The 18,744-nt window shown below is 65.1% G+C and carries 17 protein-coding genes; 7 read left to right on the top strand and 10 right to left on the bottom strand.

Annotated features, from left to right (window positions below; genetic code table 11):
* Positions 1–37: 37 nt before the first annotated feature.
* Together Q2941_RS28280 and Q2941_RS28285 are read right to left on the bottom strand one after the other, a co-directional pair.
* Entirely contained in the window at positions 38–235 is a 198-nt protein-coding gene (locus Q2941_RS28280; protein WP_007603456.1) for a hypothetical protein, read from the bottom strand.
* A 197-nt stretch (positions 236–432) separates the two neighbouring features.
* Positions 433–1,374 (bottom strand): acetamidase/formamidase family protein, encoded by a 942-nt coding sequence (locus tag Q2941_RS28285; protein WP_458194406.1) that lies wholly within the window; start codon positions 1,372–1,374, stop codon positions 433–435.
* Between the two features lie 156 nt (positions 1,375–1,530).
* Between Q2941_RS28285 and Q2941_RS28290 the strand changes: the two genes are divergently transcribed.
* From Q2941_RS28290 to Q2941_RS28300, 3 genes are all read left to right on the top strand, one after another.
* Complete coding sequence (locus tag Q2941_RS28290) at positions 1,531–2,334, top strand: YdcF family protein (protein WP_458194416.1); 804 nt, start codon at positions 1,531–1,533, stop codon at positions 2,332–2,334.
* Positions 2,335–2,374: 40 nt separating this feature from the next.
* Positions 2,375–3,157: a DUF169 domain-containing protein gene (locus tag Q2941_RS28295; protein ID WP_254112131.1), complete on the top strand. Its 783-nt coding sequence runs from the start codon at positions 2,375–2,377 to the stop codon at positions 3,155–3,157.
* Between the two features lie 108 nt (positions 3,158–3,265).
* Positions 3,266–4,447, top strand: coding sequence for a saccharopine dehydrogenase family protein (locus tag Q2941_RS28300; RefSeq protein ID WP_458194407.1), 1,182 nt, complete (start codon positions 3,266–3,268; stop codon positions 4,445–4,447).
* A 108-nt stretch (positions 4,448–4,555) separates the two neighbouring features.
* On the opposite strand, the gene Q2941_RS28305 is transcribed toward Q2941_RS28300, so the two are convergent.
* Positions 4,556–5,752: an FAD-dependent monooxygenase gene (locus tag Q2941_RS28305; RefSeq protein ID WP_027522868.1), complete on the bottom strand. Its 1,197-nt coding sequence runs from the start codon at positions 5,750–5,752 to the stop codon at positions 4,556–4,558.
* A 148-nt stretch (positions 5,753–5,900) separates the two neighbouring features.
* On the opposite strand from Q2941_RS28305, the gene Q2941_RS28310 reads away from it, so the two are divergent.
* Positions 5,901–6,377 carry a MarR family transcriptional regulator gene (locus tag Q2941_RS28310; RefSeq protein ID WP_051389744.1) on the top strand — a complete coding sequence of 159 codons (477 nt, stop codon included), beginning with the start codon at positions 5,901–5,903 and terminating at the stop codon, positions 6,375–6,377.
* Here Q2941_RS28310 and Q2941_RS28315 read toward each other — a convergent pair.
* The 3 genes from Q2941_RS28315 to Q2941_RS28325 form a co-directional block, all read right to left on the bottom strand.
* Complete coding sequence (locus Q2941_RS28315) at positions 6,346–7,602, bottom strand: O-antigen ligase family protein (protein ID WP_458194408.1); 1,257 nt, start codon at positions 7,600–7,602, stop codon at positions 6,346–6,348. The two genes, Q2941_RS28310 and Q2941_RS28315, sit on opposite strands and share 32 nt — an antisense overlap.
* Before the next feature lie 167 nt (positions 7,603–7,769).
* Positions 7,770–9,314: an undecaprenyl-phosphate glucose phosphotransferase gene (locus Q2941_RS28320; RefSeq protein ID WP_027522865.1), complete on the bottom strand. Its 1,545-nt coding sequence runs from the start codon at positions 9,312–9,314 to the stop codon at positions 7,770–7,772.
* A 123-nt stretch (positions 9,315–9,437) separates the two neighbouring features.
* On the bottom strand, positions 9,438–10,571 hold the full coding sequence (locus tag Q2941_RS28325; protein ID WP_458194409.1) for a glycosyltransferase family 4 protein: 1,134 nt from the start codon (positions 10,569–10,571) through the stop codon (positions 9,438–9,440).
* A gap of 199 nt (positions 10,572–10,770) precedes the next feature.
* Here Q2941_RS28325 and Q2941_RS28330 point away from each other — a divergent pair, with 199 nt between their 5' ends.
* A complete protein-coding gene (locus tag Q2941_RS28330; protein ID WP_458194410.1) occupies positions 10,771–13,005 on the top strand; it encodes a GumC family protein in 2,235 nt (744 codons plus the stop codon).
* 25 nt (positions 13,006–13,030) lie between these two features.
* On the opposite strand, the gene Q2941_RS28335 is transcribed toward Q2941_RS28330, so the two are convergent.
* Positions 13,031–14,218, bottom strand: a complete 1,188-nt coding sequence (locus Q2941_RS28335) for a GNAT family N-acetyltransferase (RefSeq protein WP_458194411.1) — start codon at positions 14,216–14,218, stop codon at positions 13,031–13,033.
* Between the two features lie 132 nt (positions 14,219–14,350).
* On the opposite strand from Q2941_RS28335, the gene Q2941_RS28340 reads away from it, so the two are divergent.
* The gene (locus Q2941_RS28340; RefSeq protein WP_458194412.1) at positions 14,351–15,403 is read left to right on the top strand and encodes a polysaccharide deacetylase family protein; all 1,053 of its coding nucleotides are present in this window, start codon (positions 14,351–14,353) and stop codon (positions 15,401–15,403) included.
* A 74-nt stretch (positions 15,404–15,477) separates the two neighbouring features.
* On the opposite strand, the gene Q2941_RS28345 is transcribed toward Q2941_RS28340, so the two are convergent.
* Complete coding sequence (locus tag Q2941_RS28345) at positions 15,478–15,687, bottom strand: DUF2842 domain-containing protein (RefSeq protein ID WP_027522860.1); 210 nt, start codon at positions 15,685–15,687, stop codon at positions 15,478–15,480.
* Between the two features lie 94 nt (positions 15,688–15,781).
* Between Q2941_RS28345 and Q2941_RS28350 the strand changes: the two genes are divergently transcribed.
* Entirely contained in the window at positions 15,782–16,864 is a 1,083-nt protein-coding gene (locus Q2941_RS28350) for a COX15/CtaA family protein (protein WP_458194413.1), read from the top strand.
* Here Q2941_RS28350 and Q2941_RS28355 read toward each other — a convergent pair whose 3' ends face one another.
* Both Q2941_RS28355 and Q2941_RS28360 read right to left on the bottom strand, forming a co-directional pair.
* Entirely contained in the window at positions 16,865–17,260 is a 396-nt protein-coding gene (locus tag Q2941_RS28355) for a hypothetical protein (RefSeq protein ID WP_027522858.1), read from the bottom strand. It lies immediately after the preceding gene.
* Positions 17,261–17,447: 187 nt separating this feature from the next.
* On the bottom strand, positions 17,448–18,728 hold the full coding sequence (locus Q2941_RS28360) for an O-acetylhomoserine aminocarboxypropyltransferase (protein ID WP_254112141.1): 1,281 nt from the start codon (positions 18,726–18,728) through the stop codon (positions 17,448–17,450).
* Positions 18,729–18,744: the final 16 nt, after the last annotated feature.

Consider the following 18,744-nt stretch of genomic DNA (forward strand, 5'->3'; position numbering starts at 1 on the left):
CCGTCCGAAACCGACCGCGTTGCGCGCTCCCTGAGCCTCACGTCCTGCCATTGTCGCGGATCGACAAAAGTCCGTCCTTGATGGCGAGACGGATGCCTTCCTCGATCAAGGTACGTGCGACGCCGGGAACGCTGGTGCCGTGGGTGCCCTGTCTCACCAGTTTTTCGAGATACGTGATGGTCGAGAGCGCCAAGGTTACGGGGATGCGGTCAGTCTCGGCTTTTTCGGTGGCCATGACGCAAACGCTAGCCTCTTACTCGGGTACATAAAAGTAACGATTAAGAGTCTATTTAGAAACGATGAGGAGTCAAATCCGGATCGAACCGGTGTCCGAGGCTATTGGAATCGCTGGAGAAATTCCGAGCGTCGGCGCACCGCGCGGTTTTCACCGGGCGACGGAGGTCGGACTGCGAGGGAAGGGGGCGGGGCGAGCTAGCCGTGCACGAGCGATTTCTCGATCATGCAATGGATGCCTTTTGAGCCGTTGACGGTCTGCGTCACCCGCAGATCCGCAGCCAGGCTGCACAGCGTGTAGGCGTCCTCGCGCGACAGGTTTCGCTTCTCGCCCAGGAGGGCGATCATGTCGCGCAGCGCGCGCACCACGCATTGGTCGAGGTCCGGGTCCATCGCCATGGTCATGTAGTGCGAGGCGGTTTCGGCGCGCGGGTAGGCGAGCTTCATGTCCTTGCGCAGCGTGAGGCGGAAGCGGCCTTGCAGCGCGGTCTCGATCGCGGTGACGCAGACCTCGCCGTCGCCCTGCACGCCATGGCCGTCGCCGCAGGAGAACAGCGCGCCCGGCACGAACACCGGCAGATAGAGTGTGGCGCCTGGGCCAAGCTCCTTGTTGTCGAGATTGCCGCCCATCGCGCGCGGGATCAGCGAGGAGATGCGGCCCCAGGCGGGCGGCGGCGCGACTCCCATCACGCCGAAGAACGGTTTGAGCGGCAGGTCGAGGCCCCAGGGCATGCGGCCGACCATCCGCGTCAGATCGAGCGGGATGTTGAGAATGCGCATCTCGTGGAAATCGTCGGGCAGGGTGCCCGAGAGCGGTTTGATCAGATTCCAGCCCCAATCCTGCCGCGGCGTGACGTCGAGAATATGGACCTCGAGCACGTCGCCGGGCTCGGCGCCGTTCACCGCGATCGGGCCGGTGAGAATGTGGCCGGGCAGCGTGCGTTCGCTCTTCGCATGAATCTCGAACAACTCCGGCGGAATATGAAACTGCTTGCGGTCGGGCAGCACGTCCGGCCCGCCGCTGATGGTGTCGACCGTCACCTCGTCGCCGCTCTCGATGGTAAGGACCGGCTTCAGCTTCGCCTCGAAGAAGCCCCAATGGCAGGTTTCGGGGCTGGACTGCAGGTGGTGACGGGTCATGGGTCTGGTCCGATCGTTTGCGGGTGTTTTCATCAGGACTCGTCACTGCCGGGCTTGACCCGGCAATCCATCCTCTTTCAAGAAGATTTCTGAAGATGGATCGGCCCGTCAAGGTCCGCGCATCGATAGGCTCGATGATTCCAAAGCGAGGCTCCCCTGTTATTCGTCCTGTCCAAGACGCTCGGCGTCGCGCTATTGCCGATCAACTTACTGGTCGAGCTCGGCATTCTCTCGCTCGTTCTGATGACGACGCGCTTTGCGCGAGCCGGCCGCAGGCTTGCGGTGACCGTGCTGGTCCTGCTGGCGCTCGTGGCGTTCTCGCCGCTCGGCAAGCTCCTGCTGTATCCCCTGGAACAGCGCTTTCCGCAGTGGGATGCCTCGCGCGGCGCGCCCGACGGCATCATCGTGCTCGGCGGCTCCGTCGACACCGACCTGTCGTCGGCGCATCAAACGCCGATCGTCGCCCATGCCGCCGATCGCATGCTGGCTCCGGCCGCGCTCGCACGGCGCTACCCGAATGCGCGCATCGTCTTCACCGGCGGCAATGCCAATCTGATCTCCACCGAGGCCAAGGAGGCCGACTACTCGGCGCCGATCCTGGAAAATCTCGGCATCGCCAAGGAGCGCCTGATCGTGGAGCGCAACTCGCGCAATACCTACGAGAACGCGATCTTCACCAAGCAGCTGGTTGCGCCGAAGCCGGGCGAGCGCTGGCTGCTGGTGACCTCGGCGTTCCACATGCCGCGCTCGATGGGGATCTTCCGCAAGGCCGGATTTGACGTCGAGGCCTACCCCGTGGACTTTCGGATGGGCGGCCGCGAGGACCTCTTCACCTTCACCAATATGGGCACCGATGGGATCATGCAAACCGATATCGCCATGCGCGAATGGATCGGGCTCGTCGCCTACCGCCTGATGGGCCGCACCGGCGAGTTGCTTCCCGGTCCGGCGAAGGATTAGAACGGGGGACATAAAAATCGTCGCGCCCCGGGAGGACGCCATGCAGCCAGAGAACGCTGAACCGATCGATCTCGCCGGCATTGTGGCCGACCTCAACGCGCTGCTGCGGCTGAAGACGACGGTGATCGGCATGAAGCTGTTTGCGCGCGCCGAGGACATGGAGGCGATCCCGAAGATCCGCCGGCCGAATGCGGTCCACACCACCGACCAGATCGTCAGCATGGCTTCGCGCCTCGGCTGGACCGTCGGCATCACCGCCGACGATCTCGTTGGCAGCCAGTGCCGCGCCGTGATTGGCCTTGCGCCGCAGGACGAGAAATGGCTTGCGGGCGAGAATTATGTCGGCGTGTGGCATGGCACGGCCGCGGACGCGCGCAAGCGCCAGGAGGCGCTCGACGTGGTGCCGTTCGGACAATACCAGGCGCTCGCGGTGAGCCCGCTGGCGAGCGGCCGCCTCGATCCGCCCGACATTTGTCTGGTCTACGCGACGCCGGGGCAGATGATCATCCTGATCAACGGGCTGCAATATACCGGCTACAGGAAGTTCGAATGGGGCGTGGTCGGCGAGACCGCCTGCGCGGATTCCTGGGGGCGGGCGCTCAAGACCGGCGAGCCCAGCCTGTCCTTGCCATGCTATGCCGAACGGCGCTATGGCGGCGTGCCGGACGAAGAGATGCTGATGGCGCTGAGCCCAGCGCATCTCGCCAAGGCGATCAAGGGCATGAAGGCGCTGGCAAAAAATGGCCTGCGCTATCCGATCCCGCCCTATGGAATTCAAAGCGACGTCCGTGCCGGCATGGGCGTGAGTTACGGAAAGAAGTAAATCGTCATTGCGAGCGAAGCGAAGCAATCCAGGATTTCACCGCGGAAACAGTCTGGATTGCTTCGTCGCTTGGCTCCTCGCAATGACGAAGCAAATTGAGGATGCAACATGAGTTCTTCGTCGAAATTCGACATCGTCGTTTATGGCGCGACCGGTTTCACCGGCCAGCTCGTCGCTGAATATCTGGCCGCGCATTACAAGGACGACAAGGCGCTTAAATGGGCGATGGCTGGCCGCAGCCTCGACAAGCTGAAATCCGTGCGCGATGCGATCGGCGCGTCGGTGGATACGCCGCTGATCGTCGCTGATGCCTCCGATCCGGCCTCGCTGAAGGCGATGGTCGCGCAGACGAAGTCGGTGATCACGACTGTCGGTCCGTATCAGTTCTACGGTGAAGAGCTGCTCGCCGCTTGCGTGGCAGCGGGCACGGACTATTTCGATCTCTGCGGCGAGCCGGTCTGGATGCGGCAGATGATCGACAAGTATGAGGCGGCGGCCAAGACGAGCGGCGCGCGCATCGTGTTCTCATGCGGCTATGATTCCGTTCCGTTCGAGCTCGGTACGTTCTTCGTGCAGGAAGAGGCCAAGCGTGTGCACGGTGCGCCTAGCTCGCGCGTGAAGGGGCGTGTGCGCGACATGCGCGGCACGCTGTCAGGCGGCACCGCGGCAAGTGCGAAGGCGACCTTCGATGCGGTCGCCAAGGACCTCAGCCTTGTCGCCATTCTCAACGATCACTTCGCGCTGACGCCCGGCTTCACCGGACCGAAGCAGCCGAAGGGCAACAGGGCGGCCTATGAGGAGGACCTGCAATCCTGGGCTGCGCCGTTCATGATGGCGCTGATCAACACGCGCAACGTCCATCGCTCCAACATGCTGATGGGCTTTCCGTACGGCCGCGAGTTCGTCTACGACGAGATGGTGCTGACCGGTCCCGGCGAGAAGGGCGAGGCCAATGCGAAGCGTGTAATGGCCGCCAACGCCGAGAAGACGGGCCCCAACGCGCCGAAGCCCGGCGAGGGCCCCTCAAAGGAGGAGCGCGAGAACGGTCTCTTCAATCTGCTCTACGTCGCGATCGCGCCTGACGGCCGCCAGGTCCGCGCCGGCGTCACCGGCGACCGCGATCCCGGCTACGGCTCGACCTCGAAGATGATTTCCGAATGTGCGATCTGCCTGCTGCGCGATACGCCGGATGTCCCAGGCGGCTTCTGGACGCCGGGCGCAGCGATGCAGCACAAGCTGATCAAGCGGCTGGTCGATCATGCCGGGCTGACGTTCAAGGTGGAAAGCTGACGCGGATTGTAGGGTGGGCAAAGGCGCGAAGCGCCGTGCCCACCATCTCTCCGCGATTACAGAAGTGGTGGGCACGCTTCGCTTTGCCCACCCTACGGCAGCGTGCGTTTACGCCGCCCTCGCGTCATACGCATACATGAAATCCATGCTCCTGGAGCCGAGTGGCAGCAGCCATTTCAGCATCTGATCGCGGATGAAGGCGCCGGTCGCGGTGAACTCGCGTTTGCTGTTGCCATTGCGGCGGGCGATCGCGACGATTTTTTCGGCGCGGGGGCGGCGCTCGGCTTCAAAGTTCTGGAAGGTGGCGGTGAGCTCGTGTCCCTCCGCCATCAGCCGGCCGAGGCGAAGTGCGTCTTCCAGCGCGAGCGAAGCGCCCTGGCCGGCATGCGGGCTCGTCGCATGCGCGGCGTCGCCGATCAGCAGCGAGCGCTTGCGCGACCAGGTCGGAAGCGTCGCGACATCGAGCGTATCGGTGACCACTATATTTTCGGCCGCCTCGATGATCGCGGGGATCGGATCGTGCCAGCCGCGATGGAAGTCGCGTAAGTGCTGCTTGAGCGTCGCCTGATCCTGAGCGCGGAACATCGCCGCGTCCATGCCGTGGGCGGGCTGCGTGCTCCACCACATCACGCCGTCATTTGGATCGGAGCTGCAAAATCCGTAGCCGAAGAAGCCGCTCTGACCGAACGTGGTCTCGACGCGCTGTCCGATCGCGCGGCCGGCAAGCACCTTGCGCGGCACGAATCCGCCGAAGCCGATCAGGCCGGTGTTGAAAGGCTGCGGCCCGTCCGGCACGACCTGCCGGCGCGCCACCGAGTGCACGCCGTCCGCGCCGATCAGGAAGTCGCCTTCCGCGGTGGTGCCATCGGCGAAATAGGCGATGATCGGCTGGTCGCCGCGGTCCTCGATCTTGATCAGGCGCTTCTCGAAGTAGAGCGAGACGCAGGAACACCAGGCCTTGTCGATCAGGATCTCGTTCAGCGTGGCGCGACAGATGTTCACTGCCGGCTGGCCGAAGCGCCGCTCCATGTCGCGGTTGATCGAGCCGAGCTTTTGACCGCCTTGCGAATAGAAGTCGAAGGAGTCGGCAATCGACCCGTGGCTGATCACCTCGCGGGCGAGCCCGATCTCGTCCATCACCTGCATGCCGTTCGGCGCGAGCTGCAGGCCGCCGCCGATCCCCTTGGAGTAGGGCCAGGCCTCGAAGATCTGCGCCTCGATGCCGGCGCGACGGAGCAGGATTCCGGCGACGGGCCCGGCGATGCCGGCGCCGATGATCAGGGCCTTGCGGGGACGGTTGTGCATTGGCTTGCTCCCGACGTTGCGGTGGTGCTAGGAGAAATTACGGTCGCTAAATCTCTTAGCAGCTAAGATATATATCGACTAAGATATGAGGTCGGCCTTGTCAAGGACGAAGGCGCGTGCGGCGCTGTTGCAGGAGCTCGAGGAGGCGATGCGCCGGTCCTCCGCACAGGGCGTGCTCTACGGCCAAGCCGTTGCGAACGTTGCGGGAATTGCCAACTCCGACCTCGAATGCATGGACATCCTGTACCTCGAAGGTCGCGTCACTGCGGGCCGGCTCGCCGAGGTCACGGGCCTGACGACCGGCGCCATCACCGGCGTGGTCGACCGGCTCGAGAAGGCTGGGCTCGTGCGCCGTGAGCGGGATGAAAACGACCGCCGCAAGGTCTTCATCTCTGTCGTGCCGGAGACGGCCATGAAGATCGGCCAACTCTACGTGCCGATGCAGCAGGCGATGGAGAAGGTCTTCGGCGCCTATTCCGACGAGGAACTGCGCCTGCTGCTGCGCTTCGCCAATGAGGGCTACAAGGGGGTGCTCGCGGCGACCGAAGCGCTGAAGGGCCTTCTTGATACGCCGCCGGAAAAGCGTCCCGACCTCAAGCTGCGGAAGCTTCGTCGTCGGTCTTGATCTTGTAGGCCTGCGCGGCCGCGATCATGCCCCACATCACCCCCAGCATCATCCAGAAGTGCCGCCAGTGGTCGGTGTCGATGATGAAGCTCTCGCCGACGGTGCCGATGAAGGCGGAGAAGATCGCAAGATAGGCGCGCTGCCAGGGCACGCGGACGAAGACGTGGCGAAAGCCTGTGATCACGGTGGTGAAGACCAGCGCGGGATAGCAGATGCCGGAGAGCCAGCCACCAGACATGAAGGCGTTGAGATAGGAGTTGTGGGTATCTTCCGGGAAGTAGCGGTGGAATTGCAGGGGACCGATGCCGAACGGCAGGTCGAGCGCCATCTCCGCGCCGAGGATGTGGCGGCCGAAGCGGCCGAAGCGGCCTTCGTCGTAGCTCTGGTCGAAGCTCGCGCGTTGCTTGAACATCTCGGCGATGGAGTCGAATGAGAGCAGGATCGCGATCAGCGCCAGCCCCAGCGCGGCCGCAACCACGGCCATGACGATGATGCGTGAGCGCTGCGCATTGCTCGGGCTGGTCAACACCATCAGTGCCAGCATGAAGCCGGCGGTCAGGATCAGGCCGCCCCAGGCGGCACGCGAGAAGGCGAGCAGGATCGCAAGCGCCATGATGGCGAAGGCGATCGCGTTGCGGAACGCCTTGGCAAGCCGGTCGGAGACCACGCTCTGCAAGCAAAACAGCGCCGGCAGGATCAGGAACGCGCCGAGCACGTTCGGGTCCTTGAACGTGCCGCGCGCGCGCTCGTAGAGCGTCAGGAGGTCGTGGCCGCCGGGAACGACATTGAAGTAGCCGGCGATCGCCGAGGTTGACGCGACCATCGCGCCGACCACGAGGCCGCGGCGCAGCATGTCGAGCCGCGCCGCCGTATCCTCCGATGTGACCATGGCGAAGAACACCACCGTCACCGCCATGTACCAGGAGGTCGCGATCCAGCTTGCCACCTCGGACTGGCCGAGCAGCGGAATGGCGCTGACGCTGTAGCCGACATTGAGCAGGATCAGCAGCAGCACGAACGGCATGAACACGAGGCGGAGCCGCAGGCCGGTGGCGAAGAAGGTGACGGTCGCAAGCAGCGTCACGATCTCGTAGGGGCTCGGCTCGATGAAGACGACCGCACCGGAGGCGCCGACCAGCCACACTAGAGCGCGCTGCAAGGCCAGCACGCCGGGCGCAGCCGGTGCGGCTACGTTCATTCCCCCGGCCGTTGCCGCATACGCCATCACACGCTCACACGCTTACGCAGCTCCTCGACACAACTTCCGCAGTCATGCCCCGCGAAGGCGGGGCATCCAGTACTCCGCGCCGTCAGTGGTGACGTCCGCTGCCGGTGATTACTGGATCGCCCGGTCAAGCCGGGCGATGACAGCTTGGTTTGGGCAATCCACCTTCAATACGCGTTCTCGTTCTTGGTCAGCAGCGAGATCGGCGTCTTCAGGAGGATGTAGAGGTCGAACAGCACCGACCAGTTCTCGATGTAGTAGAGGTCGAACTCGACGCGCTTCTGGATCTTCTCTTCGTTGTCGATCTCGCCGCGCCAGCCGTTGATCTGGGCCCAGCCGGTGATGCCCGGCTTGACGCGGTGGCGGGCGAAATAGCCATCGACGGCCTCGTCGAACAGCCGGCTCTGGAGCTTGCCCTGGACGGCGTGCGGGCGCGGGCCGACGAGGGAGAGATTGCCGGAGAAGACCACGTTGAAGAGTTGCGGCAGCTCGTCGAGGCTGGTCTTGCGGATGAAGCGGCCGACGCGCGTGACGCGCGGATCGTTTTTGGTGACGACCTTCGAGGCTGTCGGGTCAGCCTGATGGTGATACATCGAGCGGAATTTGTAGACGTCGATGCGCTCGTTGTTGAAGCCGAAGCGTTTTTGGCGGAACAGCACGGGGCCGGGGCTGTCGAGCTTCACCGCCAGCGCCACCAGGGCCATCACCGGAAGGGCCGCGAGCAGCGCGAGGCCGCCGACGATGCGGTCGAACAGCCATTTCATCACCAGGTCCCAGTCGGTGATCGGCGCCTCGAACACGTCGAGGGTAGGCACCTCGCCGAGATAGGAATAGGAGCGCGGACGGAAACGCAGCTTGTTGGTGTGCGCGGAGAGGCGGATGTCGACCGGCAGCACCCAGAGCTTCTTCAGCATCTCGAGGATGCGCGTCTCCGCCGAGATCGGCAGCGCGAACAGCACGAGATCGACGCGGGTGCGGCGGGCGAACTCGACGATGTCGTCGACCTTGCCGAGTTTCGGCGCGCCCGCGCAGGTGTCGAGCGCGCGACTGTCGTTGCGGTCGTCGAACACGCCGAGCACGTGGATGTCGGAGTCTTCCTGCGCCTTCAGCGCCTCGACCAGCTCTTCGCCGTTGCGGTCGGAGCCGACGATGATGGTGCGGCGGTCGAGCCGGCCCTCGCGTGCCCAGGTGCGCACCAGCGTTCGCAGCGCCAGGCGCTCGGCGGCGAGCGCGGCGAGGCCAAGGGAGAAGAAGGCGGCGAGCCACAGCCGCGAAACTTCGCTGCCCAGCCTGGCGAAGAAGGAAATGCCGATGAACAGCAGGAACACGAACGACCAGGACGAGATCATCCGAGTCATCTGGCGGAGCTGACCGCGGAAGAGCTGGACCTGATACATGTCGGCGGCCTGGAAGCAGATCACGGCAGCCGCCGCGACGGCGCAGATCGCAGCGAGATATTCCCAGCGGAAGCCGGTCTGCGGCGTGACGTAGCCGAAGTAAAGTACCGTGCCGACGAGGCTGAGCAGGACAAAATCGGCGACGCGCACGAAGCCGGTGATCACGATCGGCGAATAGGCGCGGGCGACCTTCTGGTTGACGATCGCAAGTGCTGCCGGCGAAAGGCGGCGACGGCGTTCGACAAAGGGCTTCTCAACGGGTGCGGCGGCACTGGTCGCGGCGTCGAGCATCGAGCGTGCGTTGAGCTGTTCCACGGTCGTCCACGTCCATTCCTGAAACCCGCCGGACGCGCATTTAGGCGCGCGAAGCGCGGGAGTCCCCCTCGCTTTCGCTTATCGGACAAATCGGAAGAAATTCTAAAGCCGCCTTAAGGGTGGTTAATGATTGGCAAACGCGTCGCGGTAGCCGGCCAGCACGCCGTCCACCATCGCCTGCTGGGAGAAGTGCGCTGAGATCCGCTGACGCAACCTCGCCGCGCGCTGGGCGGTCGCCTGCGGATCGTCCAGCGCAGCCCCTATGGCCTCCGCCATGGCCTCGGCATTGCTGGGGGCGAACAGCGCGGAACTCTCGGCGTCGAAGATCTCGGGGATGCCGCCGACCTTCGCGGCGATCATGGGGATCCCGGCCGCACCGGCTTCGATCACGACATAGGGCATTGAATCGCCGCGCGAGGGAACGACCAGCAGCCGCCCCTTGGAGAAGCCGTAGCGTGCCTTGACGTGGCCGATGAAGCGGATCGAACCGGCGAGGCCAAGCTTCTCGACCTGCGCCTTCAGCGCCGCCATCTCCTCGCCGTCGCCGCCGAGTGTCAGCGTGACGTTCCGACCCTGGGCGTGCAGGCGCGCCACCGCGTCGACGAGGAGGTCGGCGCCCTTGATGTGCCGGAACTCGCCGACATAGGCGAGGTCGGTCGCATCTTCGGCGGTGGCGACGGGCTCGAATTCCTCCGGCGTCACGCCGTTGAAGACGCAGCGCACCACGCCTTTGGGCTTGCCGACGATGCGCTGATAGGTGTCGCGGGCAAAGGCGCTTTCGAACAAAAACAGGTCGGTGCTGTTCGTCAGCACCCGTTCAAGTCGCGCGTAAAACTCGCCCTTGAAGGTATGCAGGGGATAGTGCAGCGAGCCGCCATGCGGGGTGTAGATGCGGATGGCGTCGCTCGAGCGCCGCCTGAGCCGCACGAAGGCGCCGGCCTTGGCGCCATGGCCATGCATCACATCCGGCTCGAGCTTTCCGATCAGGCGCCTCATGCGCAGCCACACCAGATAGTCGTCGGGCGATGGTTCGCGGCGGATCGCCAGCCGATAGACGCCGAGCTTCAGGCGCGGCGCGATCTCGGCCAGCGCCTTCGCTGCGCGCTCGCCGCCGGTAACATCGTCGGCGAGAATCCCGACATGATGTCCGCGATCGACCTGGCCGTTGGCGAGGTCGAGGATGTGGCGGAAGATGCCACCGACCGGGGCACGCACGGCGTGCAGGATGCGAAGCGGCTGGTCGACAGAGGGGGGCATGATCTGAACCAGCGCTCGCAGGCGATGACGGAGCAATCCACTGAATTATCGATCCCGATTAAGCGGCTTCATGGTTAACAAACGGTGTTCGCGCGTCGCGCTATGCACGCGTGCGGCGCGATTAACCCAGCGGCAACCATAATGGAGTGTAATCGCCCCGGTTGAGGTGGGCGGCGGCGTTGCCCTGCGGGAGTGTGCGATGCGTTTAGCGTTCTGGCGTGCCGGCAAGGACAAGGCCTTGATTGAACGGGCCTTGCACAAGCCCGAGCCGAGGGTCGCGGCCGCCGTCGCGCAGGCGGCGCAAGCCGAATCGGGCGACATCGATCTGCATGCGCTCGGTGCCGCGCTCAAGCGCAGGCGGGGCTTCATCATCGCGCCAACGATGCTGGCGCTGGTGCTCGGGCTCGCCGGCGTCAATCTGGTGACGCCCCGCTACAAGTCGGAAGCCCGCATCCTGATCGACGGGCGCGAGAACGTCTTCCTGCGTCCGACCAGCGACCGCAGCACCGAGGAGCGGCAGGCGCTCGATGCCGAGGCCGTCACCAGCCAGGTGCAGCTCGTGCTGTCGCGCGATCTGGCGCGCGAGATCATCAAGAAGAACAAGCTCGCGCAGCTGCCCGAATTCGACCCGGTCCTGCGCGGTATCTCGCCGCTGAAGTCGCTGGCCGGGCTGTTCGGGATCGGCCGCGATCCGTTCTCGATGACGCCGGAAGAGCGGGTGCTGGATGCCTATTATGACCGCCTGACCGCTTACGCGGTCGACAAGTCGCGCGTGATCGTCGTCGAATTCCAGTCGGCCGATCCGGAGCTTGCCGCGCGCGTCGCCAATTCGATCGCCGACGGCTATCTGGTGCTGCAACAGAGCGCGCGCCGGGAGCAGGCCAAGTCGGCCAGCGCGTGGCTGTCGGGCGAGATCGAGAACCTGCGCAAGAAGGTCTCGGAAGCCGAGGCCAAGGCCGAGGATTTTCGTTCCAAATCGTCGCTGTTCGTCGGCACCAACAACACCACGCTGTCGAATCAGCAGATGGGCGAGCTCAACACCCAGCTCAACAATGCGCGTGCGATGAAGGCCGATGCCGAAGCCAGGGCGCGGCTGATCCGCGAGATGCTTCAGAGCGGCAAGCCGATCGAGGCATCGGAGGTGCTGAATTCCGAGCTGATGCGCCGGCTGTCCGAGCAGCGGGTGACGCTGCGCGCGCAGCTCGCCGAGCAGTCCTCGACGCTGCTCGGCAATCATCCGCGCATCAAGGAATTGAAGGCGCAGATCGGCGATCTCGACACGCAGATCCGTGACGAGGCGGGTAAGATCTCGCGCTCGCTGGAGAATGACGCGCGGATCGCCGGCAGCCGCGTCGACAGCCTCACGGTCAGCCTCGAGCAGCTCAAGAAGCAGGCGACCTCGACCAACGGCCAGGACGTCCAGCTTCGTGCGCTGGAGCGTGAGGCCAAGGCGCAGCGCGACCTGCTCGAGACCTATCTGGCCAAATATCGCGAGGCCAATACCCGCGAGACCATCGACACCGCGCCCACCGAGGGGCGCGTCATCTCGCGCGCCATCGTCTCGAACACGATCGCCTATCCGAAAAAGCTGCCGATCGTGCTCATCGCCACGCTGACGACGCTGCTGCTCAGCACCGGCGTCGTCGTCACCGGCGAGCTCCTGCGCATGACGGCGCCGCGCGCCATCGCCGCGTTCACGCCGGCCTCTGCCACCTCGCGCGTTGCTATTCGCAGTGAACCGGCCGTTGAATCCGAGCCCGTCGAGTCCGAGCCCGTCGTGAGCGAGCCGGCGCCGCTCCAGCCGGAGATGGCTTCCGACGCAGACATCACCGAGTTCGCCGAGATCGAACAGCTTGCCGACAGCCTGCGCCGCGCCGGCGACGCCGCGCGCAAGGTGGCGGTGCTCGGCACCGCGGCGGGCGAGAGCATCACGCTGACCGCGCTGACGCTGGCACGGCAACTGGCGCGCGACGCGCGGGTCGTGGTCGTCGATCTCGCCGCATCGTCGCCGACGATTTCGGCGATCTCGGCCGATCCCTCAGCCCCTGGCCTTGCCGAATTGATGCAGGGCGAGGCCTCGTTCGCGCAGATCATCACCAAGGACAAGCTCTCGCGCCTGCAACTGGTCGCGGGCGGTCGCCCGGGCTTCGACCGCAGCCTTCTGCAATCGCCGCGCGTGACGCTGGCGATCGACGCCTTGCTCCGCGTCTACGACCATGTGCTGCTCGACGCCGGTAGCGCCTCCGACCTGCCTGCCGAGCTGCTGACGACCAACGCCCGGGCCGTCGTGGTGCCGGACGCCGGCATGCCCATGGAGGCCTGCACCTCGATGTGCGAGCAGCTCAAGGCGGTCGGCTTCAGCGAGGTGACGATGCTGAAGAAGCCGGTGCAGCCGTCGGATGCGGTGGAAGCGCCGCGCGTGGTGGCGGCGTAGGCGGCAGCGTGCAAGGGGATAGGTTTTACCCGAACGCCCGGCGTAGTTTTCGCGCCAGGTCGAACAGCATCTGGTTCTGCTTCACGAGGCGCTTGCCGTGGCTCAGCGATGACATCGCCATCGCTGCCAGCTTGCCGCGCGAGGTCAGCGGGACAAAGCTGTCAAAAATCTCTTCGTCGCTCTTGCAGAACAGGCGCTTGTAGTCGTCCGAGCCGATGCCGAGATCGAGCGCGTCATAGCCGGCTTCCGCGTAGCGGTCGATGATGTTGCGCATCAGGATCAGGCCGGGGCTGTAGCGCGCGTGCTCCGACATCGTGTAGGTGTTGAACATTATCGAGAAGCGGCGGCCGTCGGCGACGCCGGCGAAGATCGCGATCACCTCCTCGTCGCATTCAAGCGCATGGATATCGATGACGCGGGCTTCACCGCGCCGCGCCAGGCAGGCCGAGCGGACGAACGCCTCGACGCCGGGCTCGGCGAACACGTTCGGCAGCTTCTGCTCCGCCATCCGCGCCGGCTTGACGCGGAAGAACCAGTCGAGCAGGCGCGTGATGTCGTCATCGGTGGTGGCGAGGTGATAGCGGTAGCCGGCGAGCGCCTTGAGTTTCTTTTCCTTGCTCTTCAGACGGCGACGGAAGGAGTTGCTGATGCGCGACTCCGGCGGGCCGCCCGGCGGCATCGCGAGCAGCGGGCAGCCGTTGATGGAATTTTGGCGCGGCAGAAGCGCGAACGGGTTTTGCTGGTCGCGCCAGCGCATCGGTTGCTGCGGCAGTGCGAGCACGTCGACGCCGCCGCGCGTGCGCAGGGCCGCGAGCAGCGCGTCGAGGTCGGCGGTATTGGCGTGGCCGGCGAAATCGGCGTCCCACAAGCCCATGTTGAAGGTCGTATGCTTTCCGCCCATGAAGCAGGCGACGGTCACGCCATGGTTTTGCCGCGTGCACAATGGCAGCACGACGAGCGGCCGGCGCTCGGCATCGCGGGCAATGACGATGAGCGGCGCTGCGCCTTCGTGCTCGCCGGCGTGACGCTGCCAGGGGGCGAGCAGGTCGAAGCGCTGATAGGGTGTTGCGAGGTGGCCGATACTCTCCAGCGCGCGCCAGAGCGGTTCCGCCATGGCGAGATCGCTGACGATATCGATCTCGGCGATACGGCTCGCTTTCAACCGCGCTGGCGCTTCTGCCGTCCGGCTTTGCATCGCCGCAGCCATGGTCATTCGCAAAACCTGTCGAGAAAACGGAAATAAGCGTAGTTCGGCCTGTGGCCGACCTTTGCAAAGAAATGTCAACAAAGAGTAAGGACAATGGAAAGGGGAACCGGCCGCTCGCCGGCTCGCAAAGGGTGGATCTTGGCCTCCGACGACCGATGGATGGAACGGCTGCGGCTGGAGCTGGCCTGGTTCACCGGCCAGCACCGGCTGCGCGGACGGAGCGCAGGCGGCGCCGGCGCGATCCTGCGCTTTCAGCGCGTCAGGCCGCGCGGGCGCGTGCCATTCCAGCCGCTGCTTGCCAGCGAGATCACACCAAAATTCCTCGACCGCATGCTTCGCGCGCTGAAGCGGTGGAAGTTCGACATCGTCAGCATGGATGAGGTCTGCCGGCGCGCGGTGACGCTGCCCGCGCGGCAGCGCTTCGTGGCGCTGACCTTCGATGGTGCGTACAAGGATCTCGCCACATTCGCCTATCCGGTGCTGTCGCGCCACGGCGTGCCCTTCACGGTCTACGTGCCGACCGCCTTTCCCGACGGCGTCGGCGAAGCCTGGTGGCTCGCGCTCGAACAGGTGATCGCGCGCGAGAGTCGCATCAGCCTGATGATGGGCGAGAAGGAGCAACGCTTCGTCGTTACCGACCGTGCGGAGAAGCAGGCGCTGTTCACGCTGCTCGAAGACTGGCTCAGAACCTTGCCGCCGGCGGAGCTGTCGGCTGCGATCAACGATCTCTGCAAGCGACATCGCGTCGATCTCGCCGCCGTCTCGCGCGAGGCGTGGATGGATTGGTCGGATCTTTCGAAGCTTGCAGCCGACCCGCTGGTGACGATCGGCAGCGCGACGGTGAATTATGCCGCGCTCGCCACCATGAAGGATACGGCAGCTTCCCGCGAGATGGCGATGGGCAAGGCGGTGGCGGAATCCGCGTTCCACCGCGAGATCCGACACTTTGCCTATCCGTTCGGCGACCGCATCTCGTTCCGGCGCAGCCATGTGGTGATGGCGGAGGAGGCGGGCTTTGCCAGCGCGGTGTCGACGATTCCTGGCATCGTCGACGTCGAGGGACGGACCAATCTGCGCGCGCTGCCGCGGATTTCCTGGGACGGCCGGCGCCGCTCGCTGCGGATGCTGCACGTGCTCGTCTCGGGCGTGACGTTTCCGCCGGTGAAGCCGACGGGCAGCACGTCGTCTTGAGCTAAGTTCGATCCGGAAGGATGAGCGGACACCCGAGCTTGCTGCCGACAAACGCGCGAGCGCGTTTGCGTAGGCTAGGCCGGGTCGGGCCGCTGCATCCAGCTCACGACCGGCATTGCCGGTAGCACCCAGCCCATGCCGACCACGACGTAATAGATCGCCTGGCGCCAGCCGGATTCCGCGATCCACGGCAGCTGCGCCAGCACCATGCCGAGCAGCGCCCATGTCGCCGCCAGCACCAGGAGCGCGATGGTACCGAGGAACTTGCGGGTGCGGATCTTCATGGCGGAGCTTGCGCTTTTCGCGTAACTTGCGCTGCGGGAGCGGGGGACTATAAGGGGCGCGCAGCCTGGTTCAAGCATTGGTTTTCCGGCCGAAATGACCACGATATCAGCTTCCTCCGACCCGCATCGCGCCGTGCGCTGGTGGCTCATTTCCGTGGCTGCGCTGATCGCGCTGATGGTGCTGGTCGGCGGCGCGACACGCCTGACGGAGTCCGGGCTCTCGATCGTCGAATGGAAGCCGGTGACGGGCAGCGTGCCGCCGCTCACCGAGACGCAGTGGACCGAGGCCTTCGAGGCCTACAAGAAGATCCCGCAATATCGCGAGCTCAATGCCGGTATGAGCCTGTCGGACTTCAAGACCATCTTCTGGTGGGAATGGAGCCACCGGCTGCTCGGGCGCTTCATCGGCGTCGCGTATCTGTTGCCGTTCCTGTTCTTCCTGTGGCGCGGCGGTCTATCGAGCGAATTGAAACGGCGACTGTGGCTGCTGTTCGGGCTCGGCGCACTGCAAGGCGCGGTCGGCTGGTGGATGGTGGCCTCTGGCCTCTCGGAACGGGTCGAAGTGTCGCAGTATCGGTTGGCGACGCATCTGGTTCTGGCGCTGCTGATCTTCGCCGGCATCGTCTGGACGTTGCGGCGGCTCGGCGCGCGGCAGGAGATCGTTGTCTCAGTGCGACTGAAGTTCACGAGCGCGGTGCTCGTCGTCGTGACCTTCGTGCAGCTTTATCTCGGCGCGCTGGTGGCGGGCCTGCGGGCCGGGCGCGCCTATAACACCTGGCCCGAGATCGACGGCGCGTTCATCCCGTCGGGGGCGCGGCTGTGGTTCGAGACGCCGTGGTGGCGCAACCTGTTCGACAATGTGCTGACCGTGCAGTTCGAGCACCGCATGACGGCTTATGCGTTGTTCGCGCTGGCGTTGCTGCACGCGATCGATGCCGTGCGTTCGCGTGCAGGTACTGCTGCGAGCGGCGCCGTGTGGCTGTTTGCGGCGGTGAGCCTGCAGGCCGTGCTCGGCATCCTGACGCTGCTGAACCAGGTGCCAATGGGGCTCGCGCTCGCGCACCAGGCGGTCGCGATCCTCGTGCTGACGCTGGCCGTGATGCAGGCCGAGCGCCTTGCTGCGCGAAGGTCCACTGAGACTTACTCGCGCGTCGTTCCCGCGAGCCAAGCCGGCTGATCAGCAGTAGCCGTAGACGCCGCAGGCGTAGGGCAGCCGCCACCAGTAGCTGACCTGCGGGCCGCCGTAGTATGGACCCTGATAGTCGTAATCCCAGGGCCGGCCGTAATAGCCGGGCAGCGTATTCGAGCCTGGCAGGAGCGGGGTGCCCGGCAGATTGCGGATGTAGCTGCCGACGCCGTAGGCCGGCGAGATCAGCGCGTCCGGATCGGTCTCGACCCAGACCTGCGGCGGCTCCGCCGGCGCGATCGTGGTGCGGAATTTGTAATGTGGACGCGGCAGCCCCGGTGGCAATTGCTCGACGTGCCGCTTCTTCTGCACGACGACCTGGTCGGCCGCGAGTGCGCTCGTGACCATCAGCATCACGGCCAGAGGGGACATTATCCAGCGCAGCATGGTCGGCTCCGAATCAGGAAAGGCGATCCAGTATCTCAGTCTATGCCGGACGGAGCGTTAACGAGAGGCGCGTAAATTTCTGGGCCAGTCCTGAATAGTGTCCGTCATTCCGGGCGGTGCGAAGCACCGAACCCGGAATCTCGAGATTCCGGGTTCGCCCCCTCGAGGCGCCCCGGAATGACCAGCCTCAGGCGCCCAGGGCCTGCTCGAGGTCCGCGATCAGGTCCTCCTTGTCCTCGATGCCGATCGACAGGCGCACCACGTCGGGACCGGCGCCGGACTTCACCTTGGCGGCGTCGTCGAGCTGGCTGTGCGTGGTCGAGGCCGGGTGGATCACCAGCGAGCGGGTGTCGCCGACATTGGCCAGATGCGAGAACAGCGTCAGCTTCGACACCAGGCTGACGCCGGCGTCATAGCCTCCCTTGAGGCTGAAGGTGAACACCGCGCCCGCGCCCTTCGGCGCGTATTTGCGCGCGAGCTGGTTGTACCTGTCGCCGGCAAGGCCCGCATAGCTCACCGACGCCACGGCGGAATGGCCGGACAGGAATTCGGCGATAGCTTTCGCGTTGTCGCAGTGCTTCTGCATGCGCAGCGGCAGCGTCTCGATGCCGGTGAGAATGAGGAAGGCGTTGAACGGCGAGAGCGCAGGGCCGAGGTCGCGCAGGCCGAGGACGCGGCAGGCGATGGCGAAGGCGAAATTGCCGAAGGTCTCGTGCAGCTTGATGCCGTGATATTCAGGGCGCGGCTCCGAGAGCATGGGATATTTGCCGTCCTTCGACCAGTCGAAGGTACCGGCATCGACGATGACGCCGCCGATCGAGTTGCCGTGGCCGCCCAGAAACTTCGTCAAGGAGTGCACGACGATGTCGGCGCCGTGGTCGATCGGCTTGATCAGATAGGGCGTCGCCAGCGTGTTGTCGACGATCAGCGGCACGCCCGCCTTGCGGGCTACCGTGGAGATCGCCTCGATATCGGTAATGCTGCCGCCGGGATTGGCGATGGACTCGACGAAGATCGCCTTGGTACGCGGCGTCACCGCGCGCTCGAAGCTTGCGATGTCATCGGGATCGGCCCACACCACGTTCCAACCAAAGCTCTTGAACGAGTGGGTGAACTGGTTGATCGAGCCGCCATAGAGCTTTCGCGCGGCGATGAACTCGTCGCCGGGCTGGAGCAATTGCTGCATCACCACGACCTGGGCGGCGTGGCCCGAGGCGACCGCGAGCGCGGCGGTGCCGCCTTCGAGGGCTGCGACGCGCTCCTCCAGCACGGCGTTGGTGGGATTGCCGATGCGTGTATAGATGTTGCCGAATGACTGGAGGCCGAACAGCGAGGCGGCGTGGTCCGCGTCGTTGAAGACGAAAGAGGTCGTCTGATAAATCGGCGTTGCGCGCGCACCGGTCGTCGGATCGGGCTGTGCACCGGCATGCACGGCAAGGGTCGAAAATCCCGGAAGGCGATCGCTCATTCGTGGCGTCCTGTTC

This window comes from Bradyrhizobium sp. UFLA05-153 (assembly GCF_054185185.1).